Below are 22,726 nucleotides of genomic sequence, written 5' to 3' on the forward strand. Positions count from 1 at the left end.
GCCGATGACCGACCACGGCATCACCCCCGACCACGTCGCCAACGTCACCAAACAAACCGCCACCGAGGAACAGATCGACCGGGCAGTAGCCTCCGTCCGATCCCTCTGCGGCTGGCACGTCTGGCCCATCCGCACCGACACCCTCCGCCTCGACACCGCCGGCGACACCCTTCGCACCCTGCCCACCCTGCAGGTCGAGGACATCACCGCCGTACGCATCCACGGCACACCCACCACCGCCTACACCTGGTCCACCGACGGACTCCTCCAACTCCCGCGCCACCGCGTCGGGCTGGGGGCGCTGGAGGTAGAGCTCCGGCACGGCTATGACCGTCCGGCGGATCTGATCGGCGTGGTCGTGCAGATGATCGGCCGGGCTGCTCGTCCGGCCGAGCAGATGTCGGTCGGTGGTATCTCGGTCGGGGCGGCGCAGGGGGTCACCCCGCAGTCGTCGGAATGGCGGGTGCTCGGCGCGTACGAGCTGGGGGCCGAGCCGTGATTTTCAGTGAGCAGGTCACCATCGTGCGCCCGGGGCGTAAGCGCGGCGACTACGGCGGCTGGGAGGACGACTGGGACAACCCGACGGAGATCCCCGTCGAGTACCCGGTGTCCGTGCAGCCGCAGGCGTCACAGGCCGAGGAGACGACCACAGACCGTGCCGTCACCGACTCTTACCGCCTGTATACCCCGCCACCGCACCAGCTTCCCGAGGACGTCGTCTCCGGCGACCGTCTCCGGGTCGACTCGTGGGGGATCACGCTGATCTTCGACGGCAACCCCCTGCGGTGGCGCACCCAGATCCTGCCGCACACCGAGGCCGACCTCGTCCTCGTGCGCGGTGCACGGAAGTGAGGGACTCATGCCCGACAAGAACGTCGACCTGGACTACGACGAGCTCTTCGCTCAGGTCAATCAGACCACCCAGCTGCGCGCCGGCGTGCGGAAGGTCGGCACGCAAGTCGCCGCCGATGCCCGCCGGCAGACAGCGAAAGAGGGCGGCAAGGCGACGATCACCCTGCGTGAAGCGCCGCAGCCGAACGGCCGCTACGCGATGGACGTCGTCTCCGACTCCCCGGACGAGGAGTACGGCTCCACCGAGGCCAAGCGCATACGTGCACTGCGCTCCGCAGCACGCAGGAGGACCCGATGACTGACCCGCTGAAGTGGGTAATCGGCATCGTCGGGGCCAACGTCGGCGACGAGGTCTGGGTCGCTGACCGCATGCCACGTCCCGACGAGCTCACGGACAACCTGCCGGCAGTGTCGATCGACCTGCTGCCCAGCTCCGAGAGCTCGTCCTGGGGCGGATTCGGCGGCCCGCTGATCGAGGGCATCGCTCTCGACATCGACGTCGTCGCCCCGTCCCGCGCCGAGGCCGTCCCGGTCGCCGACAGGGTCCGGGAGATCTTGCACGCCCTACCGCACATCGAGGGATCCGCGGTCAGCTCCGTGGAGTGCCCCCGATTCGCCACCCGCCCCGACATCTCGCCGTACGTGCGGCGCATCGGTGTCGAGGCAACCATCATGACCCGCTCCGAGCGGGACTAACCCAAGGAGGAACCATGGCAGATCAGTCTGCACTCGAAGGCTTCAAGGCCGCCGCGGCCCGCGTCGGCGTCACCGGCGCCATGCGCGTCGCACCGCTGGGCACCAAGCCCAAGACGGACCTGAAGTCGAAGTACGACACCGACACCTACCGCAACCTCGGCTACCTGTCCCCGGACGGTGTGACGATCAACTTCGACGAGTCCACCCAGGAGTACATCCCCTGGCAGGAGATGACCGCGATCCGTCGCGACATCACCCAGTCCGTCAAGACCGTCCAGGTCACACTGTGGCAGTTCACCAAGGAGAACGCCGCGATGTACTTCGGCGTCCCCGGCGGCGACATCGTCGTCAACGACGAGGACGGCACCTGGTACTTCGACGAGGGCGGCGTTCCCGAGTTCGAGCACCAGCAGGTCATCCTCGACGTCATCGACAACAACAAGGCCATGCGCCTGACGATGTACGACGCCCAGGTCACCGAGCGCTCCGGTCTGACGATCAAGCGCGACGAGATGATCGGCCTGCAGATCACCCTCTCCGGCTACCCGGCAGGCCCGGAGTACGCCTCGGCAGGCGAGGAGGGCAAGTCCCTGGAGGGCAAGACCAACCGCTGGCTGTTCTCCAACAGCTGGTCGGCCGACGGCCCCGGCGACGACACCAACGGTGGCGACGACGGCGAGCCCGTTGAGGGGCAGACCCTGGCCAGCGCGCTCACCGTGCCGTCCAACGAGCTCACCCCGTCCAAGTGACGGACCGGCCCCGGGAGGGACACCTGGCAGATCCGCCCGGGGCCGTACCCAACCTCCACTCCGTAAAGGGATCTGCCCCCCAAACTTCCATCCTGAAAGGATCTGCCACCCATGTCTATCAATCTTGACGAACTGCTCGCCCAGCGCGAGGAAGCCACCGGCATCTCCGGTGAGCGCGTCGCCTTCGAGTTCACCGCCCGCAAGGGCGAGCACAAGGGCAAGAAGCTCGAGTTCACCTTCCGCGACCCGGCCACGCTCACCGACGAGGAGTCCGAGGACCTCGTCGAGGTACCTCAGCACGGCGTCGACCTGACCGTCTGGTACATGGGCGACGACGAGTACGACCGGTTCCGCGACGTCGGCGGTGAGTCCTGGATGTTCCTCCAGGTGATGAAGGAGCACGCCGAGAAGATCCAGGGGGTCGACTCGCAGGGTCGCCCTACACGGCAGAATCGCTCCTCGCGCCGTCGCCGGAAGCGGTAGAAGCCGCCTGCGAGGCGACCTACGGGTGGGACGTCCTCGGCGCGTTCCACCGTGGCGAGATCACCCTGCGCAAGCTCCGGGTGCTCGTGACCTACCTGCCACAGGACTCCCCGGCCCGGTGGCACGCCTCTGACGACCGACCGTGGTCGCAGGACAACGCACTGCTGTGGCAGCTCTACGGAGCCGCCCTGCGCACCAACGTCAATCTCGCCCGACTCGGCGGCAACAAGAAGGCCGTCATGCCGTGGGACGAGCAGCCGAAGTTCCCCTGGCGCAAGCCCGAGAACCCCAACACCCAGACGCTGGGCGGGGTCTCCGAGGACCGCCAGGACGAAGCGATCGAGTACCTGCTCGGTCTCGACGAATAGGAGGCCACCATGTCGTCAGTCTGGGTCCCGATCCTGCCGAGCCTCAAGGGCTTCACGCAGAAGATCGAGGGCGAAGCACGCAGTGCGTCCCAGCGAGGCGGCAAGGTCGCCACCGAAGAATTCGGCAAGGCCGGCGAGGCCTCCGGGCGCTCACTGGCCGACGGGCTCAAGCGGCAGCAGGCCCTCGTCTCCTCGGCATCCAAGACGCTCGGCGACGCCCGCACGAGCGAGGCCAACGCCTCCGGCGCGGTGAAGACCGCCGAGCTAGAGCTGCAGCGCCTGCGTGAGCGCGGCGACGCCTCCGCGTCGAAGATCGCCAAGGCCGAGGAAGACCTCGCCGACAAGAAGCGCAAGGCCGAGACCGCCGGTGAGCGGCTGGGCCGCGCCGAAGAGCAGCTCGCCACCGTCCGCGACGGGGGAGAAGCGAGCTCACGCAAGCTGACCTCCGCCGAGGACCGGGTCGTCGACGCCCGCAACAAGGTCGAGAAAGCCGCCGGCGACGTCCGCGTGTCCGAGCTGCGCGTCACCGAGGCCCGAGAGAAGTCCGAGACCCGGGCCGCAGCCCTGCAGTCCGCCGAGGACAACCTCGCGCGCGTCCGCGCCGAGTTCGGCGAGGACTCCAAGCAGGCCGCCGCCGCCGAGCGCCAGGTGGAGACCGCCCGAAAGCAGGCCGAGACGGCTGCCCGCGGCGTGATCGACACCGAGACCGCCCTGGCGAAGAAGAAGGGCGAACTGCAGACCGCGAACGAGTCCGTCGCCTCGTCGACGCTGTCTCACAAGGCCGTGCAGGAGGATCTCGCAGCCTCCGAGCGAGCCGCCGGTGAGGAAGCCGACCGGGCAGCACAGGACATCCGCGGGCTCGGCGACGAGATGGGCGGAGCCGAGCAGCCCGCCCACGGGCTCGCCGGCGGCCTGGCATCCATGGCGAAGCAGGCAGGCCTCGCGGCCGCCGCATTCGTCGGGGTGCGCGGCATCGGCGATACCATCTCCGCCGGGTTCGACAAGGTCACAGCCATCGAGGACACCACTGCATCGCTCGGAATCCTCATGGGATCCGCCGACGAGGCAGCGGACCTGATGGACGACTTGACCGAGACCAACATGAAGACCCCGTACAGCTTTGATGCCTGGTCAGAGGCAGGAAAGAACCTCGTCGCTTTCGGCATGGAAGCCGACGACGTCACCGACACCGTCATGGCGCTCGGTGAAGCCGCAGCAGCCTCCGGCAAGGGCGAACAAGCCCTGGCCTCGATGGGCGACGCCTTCGGCAAGGCCGCCGCCTCCGGCAAGATCAGCATGGACCTGATCAACAGCCTTTCCGCTGGTGGCGTGAACGGCCTTACCATCCTCGCCAACGAATTCGACGTCACCACCGAAGAGATGCAGAAGATGATCTCGGGTGGAACCGTGCCGGTCGGGGAGGCCTTCGACGCGCTCACGACCGGCATCATGGACGGCTCGGACGGCATCGCCGGGTCGACCATGGCGATGACCGGCGTCATGGACGAGATGTCACAGACCACCTCCGGCCAGCTCGGCCTGCTCAAGATGTCCTTCGTGAACCTCGCCGGCGACATCATGCAGTTGGCGATGCCGGCCATCAAGGAAATCGCCTCCGCCGGGTCGAACCTGATCGGTGTCATCCGTGACCTGATCTCGGACTTCGTCGAGGGCAACGGCGTCATGGGTAAGTTCCGTGACCTCCTGCCCGCCATAACTGGCGCCGTCGTCGTATTTGGTACCGCCCTCGTCGCCGTGAAGCTCGGCGCATTTGTCGGCCAGCTCGCCCTCGCCACGCGCGGGTACATGGCGATGTACAAGGCAGTCGGCCTGGCGAACTCGATCCAGATGATCTTCAACGGCACGATGCTGGCGAACCCGATGTTCTGGGTCGTCGCCGCAATCGCCGCCGTGGTGGGGGCACTCACCTGGTTCTTCACCTCGACCGAGACCGGACAGCGGCTCTGGGAGTCCTTCATGGACTCCCTGCGGTCCGCCTGGGCCTGGCTGAAAGACACCTTCGCCCCCGTATTCGAGTGGATCGGCGAGAAGCTCTCCCTGCTCGGCGGAGCGTTCCAGGAGCTTTGGAGCATCATCGGCGGCGACGACATGGCAGATGGGTGGCCGAACCTCGCCGAGCTGATCGGACTCGACAAGGCCGAGTGGATCTTCGACACCTTCCAACAGATCAAGACGGCCTTCGGCGAGCTGAAGGACGCCTTCTTCGGTGGGGACTCTGGCTACGGAGCACTTGAGCAGCTGATCGGCGCGGAGAAGGCCGAGTGGGTCGTCAACGCCGTAGCCGGGGTCGGCGACGCCTTCCGCACCGTCATGGACGTTCTGAAACAGATCCCTGACCTCGCGGGCGGGGTGTGGGACATCCTGTTCAACGGCGACTTCACGGGGCTGCCGTTCGGCATCGAGGAGGACTCCGGCATCGTGGACTTCCTGTTCACGCTGCGCGACGTCGCCGTCCAGGTCGGCGAGTTCCTGAAGGACACCCTCGGCAGTGCGCTGTCGGACCTCTGGGACGCATTCAAGGACATCGCCCCCACCGTCCTCGATGTCGGTAAGGCCCTCGGCGGTGCCCTGCTCGACGCCCTCATGGCAGGGTGGGATGCCGTCACCGGCCTGTGGGAGGCGCTGACGAACCTCTGGGATGTACTGTCCCCGGTACTGCTGCCCGTCCTCAAGATCGTCGGCGCCATCATCGGCGGCGTGGTCCTCGGCGCGATCCTCGCCGCAGCGAAGGCCTTCCAGTTCATCGCCGGGGTCGTGAAGGTCGCCGCCGGGGTCTTCTCCTGGCTGATCGACAAGATCGTCGTCCCGCTGATCGGCTGGTTCGGCGACCTCGCCGGATTCCTCGGCGGGGTACTGTCTACCGCTTTCACCACATTCGGTGACATCGTCGAGGGCATCTGGACCGGAATCCAGACCGTGTGGGAGAGCGTCCTCAAGCCCGTCTTCGACACGTTGTGGACCGTGGTCTCCACAACCCTCGGCGTGATCGGCACGGTCATCCTCGCCCCGCTGCTGATCGCCTGGGAGGCTCTGTCGTGGGGCATCTCTGCCGCGTGGGAGAACATCATCAAACCCGCGTGGGAAGCCCTCTCCGCTGGCATCAGCTGGCTGTGGGAGAACGTCCTTCAGCCCGTCTTCGACTACATCAAGGCGTCCTGGGAGAACCTGTCCACGGCCATCCAGTGGGCCTACGAGAACATCATCCAGCCAGCCTGGGAGGCTCTCAAGGTCGCCGCGACCTGGCTCTGGGAGACCGTCCTCATGCCCATCTTCGACGCCATCCGCGTCGGGTGGGAGGCGATGTCCAACGGCATCGAGTGGGTGTACAACTCGATCATCAAGCCCACGTGGGACGCCCTCAGCAACGCCCTGAACTTCCTGTGGGACCGAGTCGTCTCACCGATCCTCGGCTGGATCGAGGACCGGTGGGACGACCTGGGTACCGCCATCGAGTGGGTCAAGGACCGGGTCATCCAGCCTGTCTTCGACTCCATCGGCACCGGGCTCGACGTCCTTAAGGGAGTGTTCGAGACCGCGGTCGACGGGATCGGTACCGTCTGGGACGGGCTCAAGGCCGCCGCAGCAAAGCCGGTCAAGTTCGTCATCGACCGAGTATGGAACGACGGCATCCTGAAGGCCTGGAACCTGATCGCTGACTTCGTGCCCGGTCTCGACCCTGTCGACCCGTACGAGCCGGACTGGCTCGGCGACTACGCCTACGGCACCAGCAACATCGTGCCCGGTGAGCGCAGCGTCGGACGAGACAACATGGACTTCGTCTCGACCGACGGTCGATATGGCATCAGCCTGGCCGGAGATGAAGGAATTGCCCACCAGCACGTCGTCGACGGGATCGGCAGGTCGAACTGGGACCACCTCAACCAGGTCGGCCGCACCCGCGGCGCGTCCGCTGTGCGCGAGGAGCTCGGCTCCTTCGCCACTGGCGGCGTCATCGGTGGCGGTAGCCCCGTGCGGGAGGACCTCGGCAGCTTCGCCGACGGCGGCACGCTGCAGATGAACCCCGGTACGGACGTCACCACCGACATCCAGCGGGCCATGATCGCCGCCGTAAGCCAGGCGTTCCCCAACCAGATCGTCACCTCGGCGACCAGGTACGAGGACGTCGGCTCCGGCTACGACAACCACATGGCCGGCCGCGCGGTGGACTTTGCGCCCGACCAGGGACTCACTAACTGGATCGCCAAGGAGTACCCGGATTCCGCCGAGCTGTTCTGGGACCCGGGCCCCAACATCAAGAACGGGGCCCCGACGGGTGCGATCGGCGGGCACTCCGACCACGTCCACTGGGCCATGGCATCCATGCCCGACCCCTACACCGGCGAGATCGTCTCCCAGGACGGACCCGGCGGTGGCGGGGGAGGAGGTGGCAACTGGCTGTACAACAAGGCCAAGGATCTCTGGGACTCCACCGTCGGCAACGTCGGCGACTGGATCCGTGACTCCACCGCCTCCTGGGGGGACTCGAAGTTCGCCGAGATGCCCTCCAAGATCTACGACGAGACCGAACAGAAGGTCTTCACCTGGATCATGGACAAGGTCCCGTTCGCCAGCGGACCCGACTCCGGGAGCGGGCCTGGATCACTCGGCGGCGGCGTTGAACAGTGGCGCTCAATGGTCGAGATGGTCCTCGCAGACCAGGGCCGGCCAGCTGGGCTGACCGACACCGTCCTGCGCCGCATGGACCAGGAGTCCACCGGCGATCCCGGAGCCATCAATGAGTGGGACTCCAACGCCCAGCAGGGGTGGCCGACCAAGGGGCTCATGCAGATGCGTGATGACACGTTCATGTCCTGGGCGGAGCCAGGCCGCACCGACATCTGGAATCCGGAGGACAACCTGCGATCCTCCCTGCGCTACACCGAAGCCACCTATGGCTCCGTCGAAGCCGGCTACAACAAGGCCGGCGGATACGACGCTGGCGGGTGGCTCGACCCGATGCAGGGACTCCAGGCTGTCTACAACCACTCCGGCGAACCCGAGCCGGTGCTCACCGGGCAGCAGTGGCGCGACGTCAAGGGCAACCTCGACTTCGCGCTCGCCGTCGCCCCGTCCGCAGAATCCTGGGCCGTCATGGCCGAGGAGCTCACCGCTGCCTTCAACGGCGGCGACTGGGGCTACGGCGAGCTCGCCACCATCCTCGGTGACGAGCACGCCGAGCAGCTCGTCACCGACGTCGCTGCCATCCGCGGCAGCATCGAAGACGAGCTCCTCGACTTCTTCGGACTCTCCGGTACCTGGATGACCGACCCCTCGCTGCTCGACATCTCCTGGGAAATCCCCGGTGACGACGACAGCGAAACCGACGACGATGACGGCCACACCGACGGGCCCGACGTCCCCGACGACGGACCCGCCGACGACTTCATGGCAAACCCCGCCGCCGGAGTCGCCGCGGTCAACGACTCCCTCGTCGGAGAAGTCCCCGCAGACAGCGCCAGCCAGGCGTCCGCCAGCGAGGTCTCACCCGACAGCGACCGAGTCACCCTCGACCGCGACATGGTCGTCAACATCGTCATGGAGAACGTCACGACCTCGGACCCCAACGAGATCGCCCGCGAGGCAGCCCGCGAGGCCCGCCGCGCGCTCGCAGCGTTCCGCTTCTAGCCCCAAGGAGGTACCTGGATGCTCGGCATCAACCGCTCGGCAGTCCTCGTCTGGATCACCCCCGACGGCCGCCAGCTCCACCTCGCCGGCGGAGCTGACCAACGCCGCGAGGGTGTCTCCCTCGACGAGGGCCTGGACGGCGTCGGCTCGGTCGAGGCCTCACCCGCATTCGAGGCCGCCATCACCCAGATCGGCGAAACCATCGCCGGCTGGGAGCACGGCCACGGTGAGGTCGACCTCCCCATCACCATCCTCGGCAAGACACCGGCAGACATGCAGGCAATCCGCGAGGACCTCAAGCGGATGTTTCCGCTCGGTCGCGCCGGGTGGCTGGCGGTCAACTCGCCGGTGACGGGGTGGCGGTGGCTGCGGTGCTACCGGCGCTCCATGAAGCCCGGACTGGCGAAGTCTCCGTACCTGACGTCCACGATGCATCTGGACATTGTCCTGATCGCCGAGGACCCCAGGGCTGAGACTGCACCGGTTACGTCACAGTGGCGAAACTCCGGCGACCAGGGCAAGGGGAACTTGTGGGTCACCGGGGGCGACGAGTGGCCGGCATGGCCGACTCTCGTCGTCCACGGGCCCGGGCAGGTGACTCTGTCGATGTCCGGCGAGAAGATCCGCCTGCCGGCACTCGATGCCGGGGAGCGGGCACTGCTCCAGACCGACCCCGCCCGCTCCGTCATGCGCTCCATCGCCGCCGACGGCACGTCGACCAACCGGTGGCCTGACGTCGAGGGCTATCTCTCCCGACCGATCCCGGCCGGGGAGATGACCCGCGTCGGCGTCCGCGTCACCGACGGCAGCCGAGACACCGCGGTGCTGGCGCACACCCGCATCCACATGGAAGGGCTGCTGTGAATCTCACCGACTCGCTGCACGATCTGCTGTCCTCCGACAACGCCGAGCGCGATCGCTTCACCGCCCCCGAGCCGCACATCCAGTTCTGGACCGGCAAGGGGCGGCTCAAACTCTGGTCACCATGCACCAACGCGATCGACTGGACCTTCGACGAGAAAGACCTCGAGCACGGATCGTGCAGCTTCAAGCTCCCGGCCGACGACAACTGGACCGAATACTTCGAGGGGCTGGACCGCTACCTCGCCAGGCTGGTCACCTTCGACTGGCCCGGCGGCTACCGGCCGGCCTTCGTCCTCACCAGCTACCGACGGGTGCGCATCGGTAAGCGCACCTGGTTCGAGGTGACGGGCTCTACTCTCACCGCTTACCTCTCCGCGGTTCACCTGTGGGCGAATCCGCTGATGCCGCCGGAGGTGCAGATCTCCGGGGCCTGGCGTGCGATCGGGCCGGCCTCCACCGCGTGGAAGACCGCACTGACGCTCAACCTCGTGCGGCTGCAGGCCAACACCTGGTCCATCCCGATCCGCAACCCCTTCGACCCGGGGTCGTGGGACCTGGTCCGCAACGCCCTGCACCCCATCATGATCAATCCCCGCCGTGTCGGACTTTTCGATACCTCGGGGTGGATCATGGCCGAGTGGTGCATGGAGACAGCCTGGGACGCCGCGGTAGAGATCGCTGAGGCGCAGGGCATGTCGGTGCGCTGCGATTTGTGGCTGCCCGGTGACGCGCAGCCGTTCCCGGAGTGGATGACGCTGGCCGAGCCCCGCATCATCGTCGACATGGTTCCCAGTGCCCGGGACATCAATTTCACGGGCACGTTCGTCGACGGGCTGATCCGTGAGGCCATCAAGATTGCCGACGATGCGTTCAGCTGGATCACCTACCCGCTGCTGGAGCCCACAGGCATCATGGACCGCCTGGAGGACCGCCAGCAGCTGCGGATCCCGCTGTACCGGTCGGGGGAGTGGTCGCCGGCCACCCAGGCCGACGAGGTCACCCACCTACCGCAGGCCACCCGCGCCACCGTCGGCGGCAAGAGCCCCGGCTGGCTGAACGGCCTGGTCGCCACGACCGTCGGCGCGGGTGTCTCCGCCATCGGCGCCGCCGTCGGGCTGCCCGGCCTGCGCATCGGCTTCCTCGAGGAGCTCGCACAGAACCGCCTGTTCGCCTACCACTCGGTCGAGAACCTCAACCTCGCCCGCGAGGCAGGCGACTGGCGTCTGCGCGAGCGCTTCGCAGGCTCGCAGACCACCGCGCTGTCGCTGCAGGCAGGCGAGGCGGCGAAATCGACGCTGCACGAGACCCGCGGCTGGGTCTCCCACGAGATCCAGGTCGCCAACGGCGCCCCGTACTTCATCGGTCGGCACCTGATGCTCGGCATGCCCGTGGCCGTCGAGCGCGAGGACGGCTCGATCGGCGTCGACACCCTCACCGGATTCTCCGCCTCCGGCGGTCGCGGCACCACGACCGTCACCCTCACCGTCGCCAGCCCGGAGGAATCCGAGCCCGGCCTGTACGCACTCAAGAAGGTCAGAAAGGCCACCGGATGGATCAATCGCCTCGCACTGCAGAACTAGTCGCCGACCAGATTGACTCGCTCGCCCGGTTCCTCACCGCCGCACCCCTGCCGAACGACACGGTTGCGGACATGCCCCCGGAGATCGCCCGGCTGCTCGCCGAGTCGATCGTGCGGTGGGAGCACGGCGAGATCCGCAAGGACGGCACCTGGCAGCCGCTCGGCGAGGTCACCACCGACCCCGAGGTCGGCGACGTCCGCGCCGAGATGACCGGCGACAACACCATCGTCAAGCTCACACACATACCGACCGGGGCGACCGTACTGGGCGAAACGCCCGACCGGGCCTGGGCAGATCTACGCAGAAAGGTGGCCGACCATGGCAGCGAAACGCCAGTCGATCAGTGAGGAATTCATCGAGCGGATCAACGCCGACCTCGACATCTTCGGCATCAAGGCAGACCCCTCACAGCCACCGATGACCGAGACCTACCTGCACGTCCGCCGCCGACAGGACGGCTCCGCCGGAAGCGCACGCCTCGCACTGCCCGCATTCCAGGGCGAGAAGGGCGACCCCGGCGAGCCCGTCGTGCACCAAGGCGACCGCACCAGCGCACAGCTCGCCGCCCTGCGCGAAGCCCTCGACCACCGCCACAAAAACTGGGCGTTCCGTAACACCGACAACAACGACATGTACGTCTGGAACGGCAGCACGTTCATCGTCTACGAGAACGCCTTCGGCGCCGAGGGTGAGCAGGGCCCGCCGCCCGAGCTGTGGCCCGGTACCGTCACCATCGAGGGATACGGCGAACTCGACGACACTCTCGGCGTCCGCATCCGCGGGTCCGACGGCTCCTACACCGTCGGACTCGACCTGCCGAAGCTCCCCAAGGGTGATCCCGGCGACCAAGGCCCGCCCGGCGGCATCTACACCAGCCCCGACATCGACGGCGGCCCCACCGACGGACAGATCCTCGTCCACGACGGCGAGACCGGAAAGATGGTCTGGCGCGACGGCTACCTCGGCCCCCAGCTCTACAGCGTCCCCCCGTCCGCCTTCGGTGACTGGTCCGCCGGCATCTCCGCCTCCCGCCACCACATCACCACCGTCACCATCCCCGCCCAGCCCTTCCGCTACCGCCTGGACTTCTCCGGCGGCGTCGAGGTCTCCTCCATCATCGGACAGACCATCGACGTCCAGGTCCTCGCCGACGACCCCGACAACGGCACCCTCGTCGGCTGCGCCTGGGGCTCCATGGAAGCCACCGGATGGATCCACCAGCGATTCGACGCCTTCCACGACATCCCCGTCACCCCCGAATCCACCGGCCTGCGCGCCGGGGTCGTCGAGGCAGGCACAGAGGTGGAGCTCCATGTGGTCGCCGTGAAGTCCGCCGGGCTCGGCACAGGCTGGCGGGTCGCATCCTCGGGGCGCTCGAATCTGCAGGTGAAGGTGGAGAGGATGTCCGGATGACGTTCTACCGCACCCCGCAGCGGCAGAGCTTCGACGCCAACATCTTCGAAGAGTCGATGGTCGACTACGGCGAGCAGGTCGCCGTCCAGGAAGACCTCGGAGCAATCGGCGGCATGCTCGGCTACGGCAACATCTACCACTACCCGAACTTCGACGATCTCCCCGGCGGCACCTACATGACCGGCAGCGCCGAACAGGTCGTCGGGATCAGCGGGAACCGCTCGTCGTTCCCCGGCGTCGGAGTGTCAGCTGAGCAGAACTCAAACGACTACTGGGGTCTGCGGATCCTCGACGCCGGGGTCTGGAAGGTCACGGTGAACTTCCGGTGTACACCGGCATCCGGGGACACCTGGTTCCAGGTGAGCACGACCCACGACCCGAAGTACGCCTCGGCAGATACCGCGAACCGCCGGACGATCGCCTACGGCAACTTCAGCGACGTCATCGTCTCCAACGCCGGCGGCGAGCTCGTCGTCCCCATCGCCATGGGCTCAGGCAGCTGGACCAAGGGGGAGATGAAGATGACGATGTACCGCATCGACGGCGGAACCAGCAGCTTCTCCCAGAACAATCTCCGGAAATGAGGTCGCTATGAGCATCCGCCACGAAATGATCACCGGCAGGTGGACCCTCCTGGTCGAGGACTCCCACGCCGACGACGACGCCTACCTCGACGAGGTCCCCCTCACCGGCACGGTCACCTTCACCCCAGTCTGGCCCGACGGCGTCGTCGCCGCCCCCGCCGGAGGGGACGACGAGCCGCTACGCCTGGTCGCCACCCAGCCCGTGACCGCGCTCGTCGCCGACGGCATCCTCACCGACCTACAGGGCCGCGAAGGCCAGCCCCTGCCCGTCCAGATCGGCGAGGTCGAGCTGTGGTGGCGGGCCCGCTTCAACGTCGCCTACCAGGGCATCGAGGTCCCTCTCAACCCCCTACTCGTCGACGCGACCGAGGGGCCCGTCGAGCTCTCGACGCTGTTCTCCGCCAAAGGCTACCCCGACGACGACCTCTCCGGCCTCGAATCCATCCGCGCCACAGTGCGCCGGCAGGCCCGCGAAGTCGCCAACGCCCTGGACCTCGTCAACCGCGCCGCGGCGAGCGTAGAAGACCTCGAGCGCCGCGCGGAGGAAGCAATCCGTCAGGCCGAGGAGTACCTCCGACAGGTCAAAGGCCTAATCGACGACGCCGAGTCGATCCGCACGTCCACCGGCGAGATCCGCGACGAGGTCCACGACTGGTACGAGCAGCTCTCCACCGACACCCAACTGATCATCGACGCCGTCAACGGACACGTCGACAGCATCGCCTCCGGGGTCACCGCCGACGCCGAACGGGCAAAACAGGAAGCAGACCGCGCCGGGGACGCCGCGCGCGTCGAGGTCACCCGACAGATCTCGGACGTCGTCGACGGCGCGCCGGAGGACCTGGACACGCTGCGCGAGCTCGCCGAGTACGCCTCCGAGAACCGGGACATGCTCGACCAGGTCAACGAGGCTATCGCCAACAAGGCCGCCAAGGACCACGGCCATGAGATCACCGGCATCGATGGGCTCAAGGACGCCCTCGACGGCAAGGTCAACACCGTCACGGATGGGGCCCGCCTGTACGGCACCACCGTCGCCGGCAGCCAGACCCGCCTGCAGTACTCCAGCCAGGTCACCCCCGGCACCGTGGCATACCGGGCCACCAGTGGCGCGACGCTCTCCGCCGGTGACCCGACCGGCGCCGACCACCTCACCACGAAGCGCTACGTCGACGCCGCGGTACCGACGATCGTCGTGGTTGACGCCATGCCAGACACCCCGGACGCCACAACGATCTACCTCGTGAGGGAGCCGGAATGAGCATCATTGTCGACGGCCGCACCATCAGCGAGGTGTACGCCGGGCCGGAGAAGATCCGTGAGGTCTACCGCGGCGCGGACCTGGTGTGGTCGGCCCGCGCTGGTTCGCGCATGGGCTACCAGTGGGAGCGCGCCCGCACGAACCCGCTGCGGATCCTGTTCATCGGTTCGTCGACGATCCAGGGGCACGGCGTCGCCTGGTCGGAGGGGCTGGTCTACCAGCTCACCGGCTACCTCGCGTCGCACCTGCCCGGGGTTGAGGCCACGGCGATGGTCAAGGGAACCACCGGCACCTACCCCGCGCCGGGAGGTGCAGGCTTCCACTTCCTCAACGCTGGCGTCGGCGGGACGACGGCGAACAACTACTACGGCAACGAGCGCACGGGGATCGTGCAGAGCTACCAGCCGCACATCGTCGTGCACATGGTCGGCTCCAACGACTACAGCCTGCAGCGGCCCCTGAACGACTACCGCGACGACCTGGTCGCCGTGACCAACAACGTCCTGCGCAACGCCATCAGCGGCGACACGAAGCAGCTGTTCATCCACGCGCCGCGGCGGGAGGACGTCGACGACGCCGCGGTGACCAACAAGTGGGCCGACTACGGCCGGGTGCTGCGCGAGGTCGCCGAGGACACGACCCGGGCGGAGTTCCTCGACGCCGGGGCACTGTTCGACCAGGCTCGCGGCTCCAAGGATGTGTTCGCCAGTGACCGCGTCCATCTCAACGAGCGAGGCAACAGCCTGCTCGCCGCGGTCATTAGCGAGTGGTGGGGCCTGGACGCCCACGAGGACGAGACGATCTACGGCTTCGACGCCGGCGAGTGGGACCACCTCGCCAACGGCACCCGCATGTCCAGCTTCACCCCGGAGGGTGTGCTGCAGGCAGGCACGAGCATGACCGCCTCCGGCGACTACCGCCCGACGCTCTGGAACTCCACCGGCGGCCGCTTCCTCGACTTCACCGGCAGCAACCGGAAGATGGAGACCAGCGACTGGGGCGGAGTCCACGCGGCCCCGCTGACGGTCTACGCCGTCCTCGACGCCCTCACCCGCGACGGCTCGACCGGCTCGCAGGCCCTGTTCTCCCGGTCCGGGGCAGACTCCGGCTACCTGTGGGCCTGGTACGACCAGCCGGCCGGGCTGATGAAAGCCGCCAGCTCGTCCGCCCTTTCGCCCGGCGTGCCGATCGCCGGCGACCTGCTGACCGAGCCGCTGGTGCTCGCGATCAGTTTCCTGCCGTCGGGACACTCCCGCATCCACCTCAACAGCCTGTCGGGGCAGCACCTCGCCGTGCAGTCGCCGGACGCAAGCATGGGACCGTGGATGCGCTCGCTCAAGATCGGAACCAACGCTGGCGAGAGCCAGTGGGCACAGATGTCGGTGCGCGAGATGTGGTGGCACCACGGCGCAGACCTCGACACCGTCCAGGCCCGCATCACCACCCTCGCCGACAAGCACAAGATCCCGGTTACCACCCGTGTCTCCGACTGGTCCGAAACCTCCTCGGCAGCGGGCATCGACGACACCGTCCCGGACTGGGCCGACACCGTCGAAGTCGTCGCCGTGGGAGCAGGCGGTGGTGGCGCAGGAGGCGGCCTCATATCCACCGGTGACGGCGGCCGGGCCGGATCATGGGGCCACAGCAGTATCCAGGTCACCGGCGGGGAGTCCTTGAGTGCCCGCCCGGGGCTCGGAGGCTCTGGCGGGTCAACGGACTCCAGCAATGGGACAGCAGGTGTTGCCGCAACCGTGCGTATCGGCGGGCAGGAGGTCCTGAGCGCTTCCGGCGGCGGACCGGGCACCAGCACCAACGGCAACAATCCGGGACGAGCTGCGGGACACTACACCGCCTTCGGACGCAGCTTCGCCGGCGGTGGCAGCGCCAGCAACGGACAGGGCGGACGTCCTCCCGGCGGCGGTGGCGGCCCCGGAGCTCCACGAAACTCCGGGATGCCCGGAGCCCAAGGACGTGTCTGGTGGCGCTTCGTCGCCCACTAACCCCTCAACCCAACCAGCCCCCGGACCGCTCCGGGGGTTTTCTCATGCCCTGAAAGGGGTGACACATGGCTACAGTCATAGACTTCAGCGCTGGATTCCCCTCCGGTAAGGCGATCAAGGCCGCTGGGCACATCGGTGTTGTGTCGTACATCAGTCCGCCGCGTGAGTCGTGGATGAAGGCCAAGCCACTCACCAAGGCCAAGGTCGACGAGTACCGCGCCGCTGGTCTGCGTATCGCCACGGTGTGGCAGTACGGCGGGGCCGATAACCCCGACGCCATGCGCGGCGCTGCCGGCGGTCGGGACGACGCCCAGGCGGCCAAGAAGAAGCTCGACGAGATCGGCATGCCCGACGCCCCGGTGTTCTTCGCCGTCGACTTCGACATCAGCCTGCAGCAGTGGAACGGCACCGCGGTCAACTACTTCCGTGCCGCGGTCGAGGTCCTGGGCCGCGACCGGGTCGGCATCTACGGACACAGCAAGGTCGTGCACTGGGCGATGGAGGACGGCGTCGTCGCCGTCGTCGAGCCGGGCCGCGTGCTCGGCTGGGTCACCAAGTCGTGGTCCGAAGGCGTCACCGGCTCGGACTACGCCGTGCTGTACCAGCGCGAGCACAACGTGGCCGGCCCCGACGGCATCCAGATCGACGTCAACGACGCCTACCACCGCGACTGGTCGTCCACCCCGGGCGACAGTGGTGCCCCGTCGGCCCCGGCGGTCGCCGGGGACTTCAAGCAGGGCGTGATGCGCTCCTGGTCGAAGTGCGAGGCGTGGGTCACCAAGCTCATGAACAAGCACACCACCCCTGGCCGCGGCGGAAAGCAGATCAAGTACATCGTGAGGCACCACAATGCCGGCATCCTGTCGATCGACCAGATCTGGGACGTGTGGCAGCAACGGCAGGCCAGCGCGCACTACCAGGTCGACCGGTTCGGCATGGTCGGTCAGCTCGTCTGGGATTCCGATACCGCCTGGCACGCCGCCGACACCGTGCGGAATCAAGAGAGCATCGGCATCGAGCACGCCAACAGCGGGGGAGCGAACCTCGACTGGCCGATCTCCGACGCCACGATCGAGGAAGGCGCCCACCTCGCCGCCGCACTGTGCCTCAAGCACGGCCTGGGCCGCCCGGTGTTCGGTCGGAACATCCGCGACCACCTGGAGACCGGAGCCACATCGTGCCCGTTCCACCTCGCCGACGGCGGGAAGTACCACCGCAAGTGGATGGAGCGGGCGCAGTACTGGTACGACGCGATGCGCAGTGCCACCACCGAAACCCCGAAGGAGACACCCGTGACCGACTACTCGAGGCTGCTACTCGACCAGATCGCCGGGCCCGGCCGGACACCCGACGGTGCGCCGTCGTTCGCCGGCTGGGACATCGACTCGATCATCGCCGCCGGTAAGAAGAAGCTGCGCGAAACCGGGGGCTGCACCGTCCCCGAGATGATCGCCATCGTCGGCGAGGACAAGCTCCGCGCCATCATCGCAGAAGGGACACAGCCATGACCGACACCGAGAAGAAGAACAACTGGAACGACCCGAAAGTCCGCCGTAAGGCCCTGTACGCCGGGGCAGTCGCCCTCGGCGTGGTCCTGGCGGGCATCGGCCTGATCGACCCCGACCAGATCGACGCCACCGCCCAGCGAGTCCTCGACGTCGGCGGGCCCCTGCTGTCCCTGGTTGGCATCAAGGCATTTCGCAACGTCGACGCCCCGGCCAAGGAAGTCGAGGCCGAGCAGTCCAAGGCCCGGGAGGAAGCCCGCACCGAAGCACTTGCCGAGGCCCGAGCGGAGGCGGAGAAGATGCTGTCGCAGGTCCGGGCCGAGGCACGGTCGTCCGCCAACCAGGTCGGCGACATCCTCGCCGCCAAGCTCGACGAGCTGCCGGAGTCCGTGCGTGCCAGGGTGGCCGAGGGAATCAAGGCCGTCTACTCCGAGCCCTATGGCAAACACGACATCCAGGCCGAGGACCCGGAGCCCGAGCACGACCCGGCGGGCCCCGGACGCTACCCGGGAGCGTGATCGGCATGCCCATCGACCACCTACCAAAACGGCTCCGCGCGCCGGCGGAACGGATGCGGTGCGCGATGATGACCGACGGCACCGGACTGGTCCTGCTGGGCATCGGCAGCCTGCTCCGCGGTATCGCGTTCTGGGACTCCGAGCCGACCGACCACCCGGCCGAGAATTTCCTCGGCATGGACCTGTGGTCGCTGATCTGGCTGACCCTGGCGGGCCTGTGCTTCATCACAGCGACCCGCCCCGGCACCCGTACCCACCGCTGGGCCTACGCCGCCGCCCTGGGACTGCACGCCGGGTGGGGTGCATCGCTGCTCGGTTCTGGACTCTGGCTCACCGCCAGCGGGTACTGGCTTTTCGGCGCCGCCGTCGGCTGGTCACTGTGGCGGGGGTCGAAGCTCGAGCTGAAGATCCGGGAGGTACGCGAATGATAGACCTGGCCTCCGACGTGATCCGGTATGTCCTGCCCGTCCTTATCACCGGCGTCATCGGCCTGATAGTCGCCAAGCACGGCAAGGGCGACGATGATGACCAGGACGGGGCGGAATCCTCGCAGCCGGCGACAGCCGAGCACTGGCAGCAGCTCGTCAGCCAGCTCCAGACCTGGACTGACAAACGGCTCGCCGAGCGTGATGCCAAGATCGAGCGTCTCGACAAGCGGGTGTCCTCCCTGGAGAGTCGCTACCGTGCCGCACTCCAGTTCATCCGCACGTTGATCCGGCGGCACCCGGATTCGTCTGCCGATATTCCCGCCGAGATCCGTCACGACCTGTAGCGTCAATCCCGTGGCGGGCCCCTAGACCGGCCGCAGGGTTGAGCGCCGCAGCCCCCGCGTGCGCTCCCCAATGGCCCCCATCGTCAACGACGGTGGGGGCCAGTCTTTCTGTTTCGGGTAGGTGTACTTCCGGCCGCCTATCCCCTCGGCCACCCCGGATGGCTGCGATCGGAAGCTGGGTACTCCGGAATCTTGGCCCATCGACCCGTCGGTCGAATCAGAAAGTGATCATCACCGAATAGCGAGTCGACGATTCGATTCCACCTGTTTCGAGTACCCGCGAGCCACTTTACTCTCCATCTGTACCTATCACCAGACTTGACCATGACTAGTGCGAGGTGGTCGTCAAGCCCCTGGGTTTTCTTTGAGCCAAACCCCCAGTGCAAGACCAACTTCGCTTCTCCGGCATACTCCTGGGGTATGACTATGCTGCCTTGGATCGGGTCGTGGAATCTGTGAAACTCAACCAAGCCCTCAACAACCTTGTGCCATCGATCGCGGAAGTGGACGTAGGCCTCAAGGTCGTAGAATGCCCCCGGTCCCGCGACCCGAATGTGGTACCGAAATTCCTGTTCACCGTTCACAGGATCGAACAGTTCATGATCCACTGCAAGTGCTTGCCTGTCTGGCCCCCTTTGCGCGACCTCCAGTTGATTCCACGCGAGGTAGATGGCGAAGGGAGAACCGATGGCTGCGACGATGCTCGCGATATTTCCGATGTAGTCCCAGTCCATTTTTCAGAACCCGTTGGAGGGGAGGGGGACGTATTCACGGACGGTATAGGTGAGAGAGTCGTATCGGCAAATCAAGCTGTTTCCTTTCTGGTGGTGCGTCCGGGGCGTGCAGCGTGCCATGAGCGGACAGTCTCGGCGTCCCACAGGCTCATGCGGTCGAGGTGTCCGACGGGGGAGGGGGCCTGTTCGCGGGCGACGTAGGCGGACCACGTTCTGCGGCTCACGCCGGTGTGCTCGCAGCACTGTCCGGCCGTCCACAGCTCCTGCCCGGTGTCAGCGTCGGTGATGGTGACGTTCACGCCTGGGAGGCCTCCTGACGGCCTCGGCGACGGAGGACGTCCGGGACGACGTTGAAGCCAAGCGCGGCCACCAGGGCGGCGATGACCCATGCGGACGGGCCTCCGGCGAGGATGAGGGCCGCGACGATGGCGAGTCCGAGGTATCGGGCGATGGTGCTCATGGTGTTCTCCTTCGGTAGGCTTGTGGGTCGGAGGGCCCCGGGCCCGGCTACTAGTATTAGCCGGGGCCGGGGTTTTCTCATTTGCGGTGCTTCCCTTTCGGGCGATCCCTGTAGAGGGTGATCCAGCCGGGGACTCCGGCGAGGGCCGCAATGAGGATTGCTATCCAGTCGGACATGCAACCTCCGATCCGCTATGGGGTTGTCCCGAACCCGTTGTCCGGGACTCGGCGTGAAGGTCTCTCACCCCCTCACAACAACTACTATACAGGTCCGGAACTGTATGGGCAAATCGGGCCGGAACCACGGGATATCACGGGATTTCGTGACTACATTTTGACTACGTACTGACCTAAACAGGGTAGGTCCGACGGGATACCACGGGATACCACGGGATGTTATGACCTGCATGGACACCGAAACGGCAGGCTGATATGCCGATTTACACCCAGCAGGTCGGCGGTTCGAGCCCGTCAGTGCGCACCACTAATGACCAGGCCCGACGATGACGTCGGTGCCTGGTCTTCCGCTTGCGTCCCTACTTCTCCCAGCCGATGTCCTGGACGGCCACCTGGGCGAAGCCCGGTGCGCCGTAGTTCGCCAGGCCGGGTTTCACCGCCACGATGTGTGGACCGTTGAACGTCGGCATGATGCCGAAGGTGCCGAGCGCCTTCTTCTCGAGTTCATTGGACCTGGCGATCTGTTCGTCGGCGCTTCCCAGCTTCTCCAGCTCGCGGATCTCCTTGTCGAGCTCCTCGGTTCCGGTTCCGGAGTAGTTGAGCTCGGAGGTGGAACCGTAGAGCTGGTCGAAGCTGGCCACGCCGTCCGGACCTCCGGAACGGAACCCCATCTGGAAGATGTCGAAGTCCCGTTCACTGCTGACCTTCGAGAAGTCGGCGCTGGGGCGTTCCTCGATCTTCATTCTCACGCCGATGTCGCTGAGCATCTTCTGTAACGCGGTTGCACCGGCCTTCCCCTGGGGATCATCGCCGAGGAGGACATAGCGAGGTTCGAGTTTCTCCCCGTCCTTCTCGCGGACACCGTCGGAATCCTCGGTCCAGCCGGCGTCGTCCAGGATCTGCCTGGACTTCTCGGGGTCGAAAGACACGACCGCGCCGAAATTGTCCTCGTATCCGTCCTGGGTCTGGAACAGCGTGAACGATCCTGGAAGCTCTTCGGTGTAGTCCAGGCCGTTGAACCGGATGTCGGCGAGCTGGGAACGGTCGACGCCGGTCATGATCGCCTCACGCACGGCGTCCTCCTCCAGGAGCGGGGCCTCGCTGTTCAGGGTGATCAGGTAGTTCGCCGGCAGCATCGCGGTCCGGATGTCGGCCTTGTCCGAGCCCATACTTCGCGCCGTCGCCAGGTTGTCCTTCGTCGCCACTCCGGCACCGTCGATTTCTCCTGCCTGGAACGCGTTTATCGTCGCCTGCGACTCCAGGGCCCGCCAGGTGAAGGTGTCGAGCTTCCCCGGTTCACCCCACCAGTTGTCGTTGCGTTTGAACCGCATTTCTCCGTTGTTGAAGTCGGCGCGGTCGATCGTGTACGGACCTGCACCCCATTCGGGATGGACGTCCTTGAGGTAGCCCTTGTTGAAGGTCTCCGAATTGTCGACCTGCGGAGGGACGAAGAAGCCGAACAGCCCCTCCCACCAGGGGTACTCCTGCTCGAAGGTGACAACGGCTTCCTTGTCGTCGACGCCCCTGGTCACCGACTGGATCAGGGAGTAACCGTCGGAGGACGAGATGTTGTAGCCCTCTGCCTCACCATTGCTGGATCTCCAGGTGTTCTCGAAGGACGTCCAGTCGATCGGGGTGCCGTCATTGTACTCGGCCTCGTCGTTGATGGTGTAGCGGACCACGGTCTTGCCGTCCTCGGTGTCCGCGGAGATGTCGGTGACGTAATCCGGGTTCGCCTCGTAGTTTCCTTCACCATCGAGCAGCATCACCTGCGGGTTGTACCATTTCCAGGAGTCTTTGGTGTACAGCGTCCCGTCGGCGTGGAAGGTGTTCTGCTGTTCGGAGATCTCCGTGGTCGGCAGGGTCAGCGTCCCGCCGTCCCGGATGTCGTCTCGTGCCTGGGCGTTGATGCTGGACGCGGCCACGGACCCGGCGTCGCTCGCCGAGCCTCCGCCGGAAGCGTCGTCGCTGCCACAGGCTGCCAGGCTCATCGCGGTCAGGGCGCTCACCGTGGTTGCCGCGATCACCGGACGGGCACGCCATCGGCGTGGTGATGCCGCTGGTG

Annotated in this window: 23 protein-coding genes; 19 read left to right on the plus strand and 4 right to left on the minus strand. The window is 66.7% G+C overall.

Annotated elements, in window-relative coordinates; translation table 11 throughout:
- The first annotated feature begins 4 nt into the window (after window positions 1-4).
- From ACT3UN_RS11065 to ACT3UN_RS11155, 19 genes are all read left to right on the plus strand, one after another.
- A complete protein-coding gene (locus ACT3UN_RS11065) occupies window positions 5-499 on the plus strand; it encodes a hypothetical protein (protein ID WP_444657077.1) in 495 nt (164 codons plus the stop codon).
- Window positions 496-852: a hypothetical protein gene (locus tag ACT3UN_RS11070; RefSeq protein ID WP_444657078.1), complete on the plus strand. Its 357-nt coding sequence runs from the start codon at window positions 496-498 to the stop codon at window positions 850-852. The genes ACT3UN_RS11065 and ACT3UN_RS11070 overlap by 4 nt, the downstream gene beginning before the upstream one ends.
- A 7-nt stretch (window positions 853-859) precedes the next feature.
- The gene (locus ACT3UN_RS11075; RefSeq protein WP_444657079.1) at window positions 860-1,150 is read left to right on the plus strand and encodes a hypothetical protein; all 291 of its coding nucleotides are present in this window, start codon (window positions 860-862) and stop codon (window positions 1,148-1,150) included.
- Window positions 1,147-1,548, plus strand: coding sequence for a hypothetical protein (locus ACT3UN_RS11080; protein ID WP_304042812.1), 402 nt, complete (start codon window positions 1,147-1,149; stop codon window positions 1,546-1,548). Before ACT3UN_RS11075 ends, ACT3UN_RS11080 begins: the two co-directional genes overlap by 4 nt.
- A 14-nt stretch (window positions 1,549-1,562) precedes the next feature.
- Entirely contained in the window at window positions 1,563-2,297 is a 735-nt protein-coding gene (locus tag ACT3UN_RS11085; protein WP_444657080.1) for a phage tail tube protein, read from the plus strand.
- Window positions 2,298-2,408: 111 nt separating this feature from the next.
- Window positions 2,409-2,780 carry a hypothetical protein gene (locus ACT3UN_RS11090; RefSeq protein WP_444657081.1) on the plus strand — a complete coding sequence of 124 codons (372 nt, stop codon included), beginning with the start codon at window positions 2,409-2,411 and terminating at the stop codon, window positions 2,778-2,780.
- 86 nt (window positions 2,781-2,866) lie between these two features.
- Entirely contained in the window at window positions 2,867-3,148 is a 282-nt protein-coding gene (locus tag ACT3UN_RS11095) for a hypothetical protein (RefSeq protein WP_444657082.1), read from the plus strand.
- A gap of 9 nt (window positions 3,149-3,157) precedes the next feature.
- A complete protein-coding gene (locus tag ACT3UN_RS11100; RefSeq protein ID WP_444657083.1) occupies window positions 3,158-8,794 on the plus strand; it encodes a tape measure protein in 5,637 nt (1,878 codons plus the stop codon).
- An 18-nt stretch (window positions 8,795-8,812) separates the two neighbouring features.
- Window positions 8,813-9,658, plus strand: a complete 846-nt coding sequence (locus ACT3UN_RS11105) for a hypothetical protein (RefSeq protein WP_444657084.1) — start codon at window positions 8,813-8,815, stop codon at window positions 9,656-9,658.
- Complete coding sequence (locus ACT3UN_RS11110; protein WP_444657085.1) at window positions 9,655-11,238, plus strand: Gp37-like protein; 1,584 nt, start codon at window positions 9,655-9,657, stop codon at window positions 11,236-11,238. The genes ACT3UN_RS11105 and ACT3UN_RS11110 overlap by 4 nt, the downstream gene beginning before the upstream one ends.
- Window positions 11,208-11,585 carry a hypothetical protein gene (locus ACT3UN_RS11115; protein WP_304042828.1) on the plus strand — a complete coding sequence of 126 codons (378 nt, stop codon included), beginning with the start codon at window positions 11,208-11,210 and terminating at the stop codon, window positions 11,583-11,585. Before ACT3UN_RS11110 ends, ACT3UN_RS11115 begins: the two co-directional genes overlap by 31 nt.
- Window positions 11,557-12,651 (plus strand): hypothetical protein, encoded by a 1,095-nt coding sequence (locus ACT3UN_RS11120; protein ID WP_444657086.1) that lies wholly within the window; start codon window positions 11,557-11,559, stop codon window positions 12,649-12,651. Before ACT3UN_RS11115 ends, ACT3UN_RS11120 begins: the two co-directional genes overlap by 29 nt.
- Window positions 12,648-13,235, plus strand: a complete 588-nt coding sequence (locus tag ACT3UN_RS11125; protein WP_301443968.1) for a hypothetical protein — start codon at window positions 12,648-12,650, stop codon at window positions 13,233-13,235. The genes ACT3UN_RS11120 and ACT3UN_RS11125 overlap by 4 nt, the downstream gene beginning before the upstream one ends.
- Before the next feature lie 7 nt (window positions 13,236-13,242).
- Window positions 13,243-14,496 carry a hypothetical protein gene (locus ACT3UN_RS11130; RefSeq protein ID WP_444657087.1) on the plus strand — a complete coding sequence of 418 codons (1,254 nt, stop codon included), beginning with the start codon at window positions 13,243-13,245 and terminating at the stop codon, window positions 14,494-14,496.
- Entirely contained in the window at window positions 14,493-16,496 is a 2,004-nt protein-coding gene (locus ACT3UN_RS11135) for an SGNH/GDSL hydrolase family protein (protein ID WP_444657088.1), read from the plus strand. Before ACT3UN_RS11130 ends, ACT3UN_RS11135 begins: the two co-directional genes overlap by 4 nt.
- A 65-nt stretch (window positions 16,497-16,561) precedes the next feature.
- Entirely contained in the window at window positions 16,562-18,004 is a 1,443-nt protein-coding gene (locus ACT3UN_RS11140; protein WP_444657089.1) for a glycoside hydrolase domain-containing protein, read from the plus strand.
- The gene (locus tag ACT3UN_RS11145) at window positions 18,001-18,519 is read left to right on the plus strand and encodes a hypothetical protein (RefSeq protein WP_444657090.1); all 519 of its coding nucleotides are present in this window, start codon (window positions 18,001-18,003) and stop codon (window positions 18,517-18,519) included. The genes ACT3UN_RS11140 and ACT3UN_RS11145 overlap by 4 nt, the downstream gene beginning before the upstream one ends.
- A gap of 68 nt (window positions 18,520-18,587) precedes the next feature.
- Window positions 18,588-18,947, plus strand: coding sequence for a hypothetical protein (locus ACT3UN_RS11150; protein WP_444657091.1), 360 nt, complete (start codon window positions 18,588-18,590; stop codon window positions 18,945-18,947).
- A complete protein-coding gene (locus tag ACT3UN_RS11155; protein WP_444657092.1) occupies window positions 18,944-19,291 on the plus strand; it encodes a hypothetical protein in 348 nt (115 codons plus the stop codon). Before ACT3UN_RS11150 ends, ACT3UN_RS11155 begins: the two co-directional genes overlap by 4 nt.
- Window positions 19,292-19,428: 137 nt before the next feature.
- Here the strand turns inward: ACT3UN_RS11155 and ACT3UN_RS11160 are convergent, their stop codons facing one another.
- The 4 genes from ACT3UN_RS11160 to ACT3UN_RS11175 form a co-directional block, all read right to left on the minus strand.
- Complete coding sequence (locus ACT3UN_RS11160; RefSeq protein ID WP_444657093.1) at window positions 19,429-20,025, minus strand: hypothetical protein; 597 nt, start codon at window positions 20,023-20,025, stop codon at window positions 19,429-19,431.
- A 71-nt stretch (window positions 20,026-20,096) separates the two neighbouring features.
- Window positions 20,097-20,324: a helix-turn-helix transcriptional regulator gene (locus ACT3UN_RS11165; protein ID WP_444657094.1), complete on the minus strand. Its 228-nt coding sequence runs from the start codon at window positions 20,322-20,324 to the stop codon at window positions 20,097-20,099.
- Window positions 20,321-20,485, minus strand: coding sequence for a hypothetical protein (locus ACT3UN_RS11170; RefSeq protein WP_444657095.1), 165 nt, complete (start codon window positions 20,483-20,485; stop codon window positions 20,321-20,323). The genes ACT3UN_RS11165 and ACT3UN_RS11170 overlap by 4 nt, the downstream gene beginning before the upstream one ends.
- A gap of 535 nt (window positions 20,486-21,020) precedes the next feature.
- Window positions 21,021-22,652, minus strand: coding sequence for an ABC transporter family substrate-binding protein (locus ACT3UN_RS11175; protein ID WP_441579708.1), 1,632 nt, complete (start codon window positions 22,650-22,652; stop codon window positions 21,021-21,023).
- Window positions 22,653-22,726: the final 74 nt, after the last annotated feature.

This window comes from Corynebacterium sp. AOP12-C2-36 (assembly GCF_052379185.1).
In the GTDB taxonomy this organism is placed as follows: Bacteria; Actinomycetota; Actinomycetes; order Mycobacteriales; family Mycobacteriaceae; genus Corynebacterium.

Coding starts and splice junctions, on each gene's coding strand:
- ACT3UN_RS11065 (WP_444657077.1), top strand. CDS start 5: ATGACCGACCACGGCATCACCCCCGACCACGTCGCCAACGTCACCAAA.
- ACT3UN_RS11075 (WP_444657079.1), top strand. CDS start 860: ATGCCCGACAAGAACGTCGACCTGGACTACGACGAGCTCTTCGCTCAG.
- ACT3UN_RS11080 (WP_304042812.1), top strand. CDS start 1,147: ATGACTGACCCGCTGAAGTGGGTAATCGGCATCGTCGGGGCCAACGTC.
- ACT3UN_RS11085 (WP_444657080.1), top strand. CDS start 1,563: ATGGCAGATCAGTCTGCACTCGAAGGCTTCAAGGCCGCCGCGGCCCGC.
- ACT3UN_RS11090 (WP_444657081.1), top strand. CDS start 2,409: ATGTCTATCAATCTTGACGAACTGCTCGCCCAGCGCGAGGAAGCCACC.
- ACT3UN_RS11100 (WP_444657083.1), top strand. CDS start 3,158: ATGTCGTCAGTCTGGGTCCCGATCCTGCCGAGCCTCAAGGGCTTCACG.
- ACT3UN_RS11105 (WP_444657084.1), top strand. CDS start 8,813: ATGCTCGGCATCAACCGCTCGGCAGTCCTCGTCTGGATCACCCCCGAC.
- ACT3UN_RS11115 (WP_304042828.1), top strand. CDS start 11,208: ATGGATCAATCGCCTCGCACTGCAGAACTAGTCGCCGACCAGATTGAC.
- ACT3UN_RS11120 (WP_444657086.1), top strand. CDS start 11,557: ATGGCAGCGAAACGCCAGTCGATCAGTGAGGAATTCATCGAGCGGATC.
- ACT3UN_RS11125 (WP_301443968.1), top strand. CDS start 12,648: ATGACGTTCTACCGCACCCCGCAGCGGCAGAGCTTCGACGCCAACATC.
- ACT3UN_RS11130 (WP_444657087.1), top strand. CDS start 13,243: ATGAGCATCCGCCACGAAATGATCACCGGCAGGTGGACCCTCCTGGTC.
- ACT3UN_RS11135 (WP_444657088.1), top strand. CDS start 14,493: ATGAGCATCATTGTCGACGGCCGCACCATCAGCGAGGTGTACGCCGGG.
- ACT3UN_RS11140 (WP_444657089.1), top strand. CDS start 16,562: ATGGCTACAGTCATAGACTTCAGCGCTGGATTCCCCTCCGGTAAGGCG.
- ACT3UN_RS11145 (WP_444657090.1), top strand. CDS start 18,001: ATGACCGACACCGAGAAGAAGAACAACTGGAACGACCCGAAAGTCCGC.
- ACT3UN_RS11150 (WP_444657091.1), top strand. CDS start 18,588: ATGACCGACGGCACCGGACTGGTCCTGCTGGGCATCGGCAGCCTGCTC.
- ACT3UN_RS11155 (WP_444657092.1), top strand. CDS start 18,944: ATGATAGACCTGGCCTCCGACGTGATCCGGTATGTCCTGCCCGTCCTT.
- ACT3UN_RS11160 (WP_444657093.1), bottom strand. CDS start 20,025: ATGGACTGGGACTACATCGGAAATATCGCGAGCATCGTCGCAGCCATC.
- ACT3UN_RS11170 (WP_444657095.1), bottom strand. CDS start 20,485: ATGAGCACCATCGCCCGATACCTCGGACTCGCCATCGTCGCGGCCCTC.
- ACT3UN_RS11175 (WP_441579708.1), bottom strand. CDS start 22,652: ATGAGCCTGGCAGCCTGTGGCAGCGACGACGCTTCCGGCGGAGGCTCG.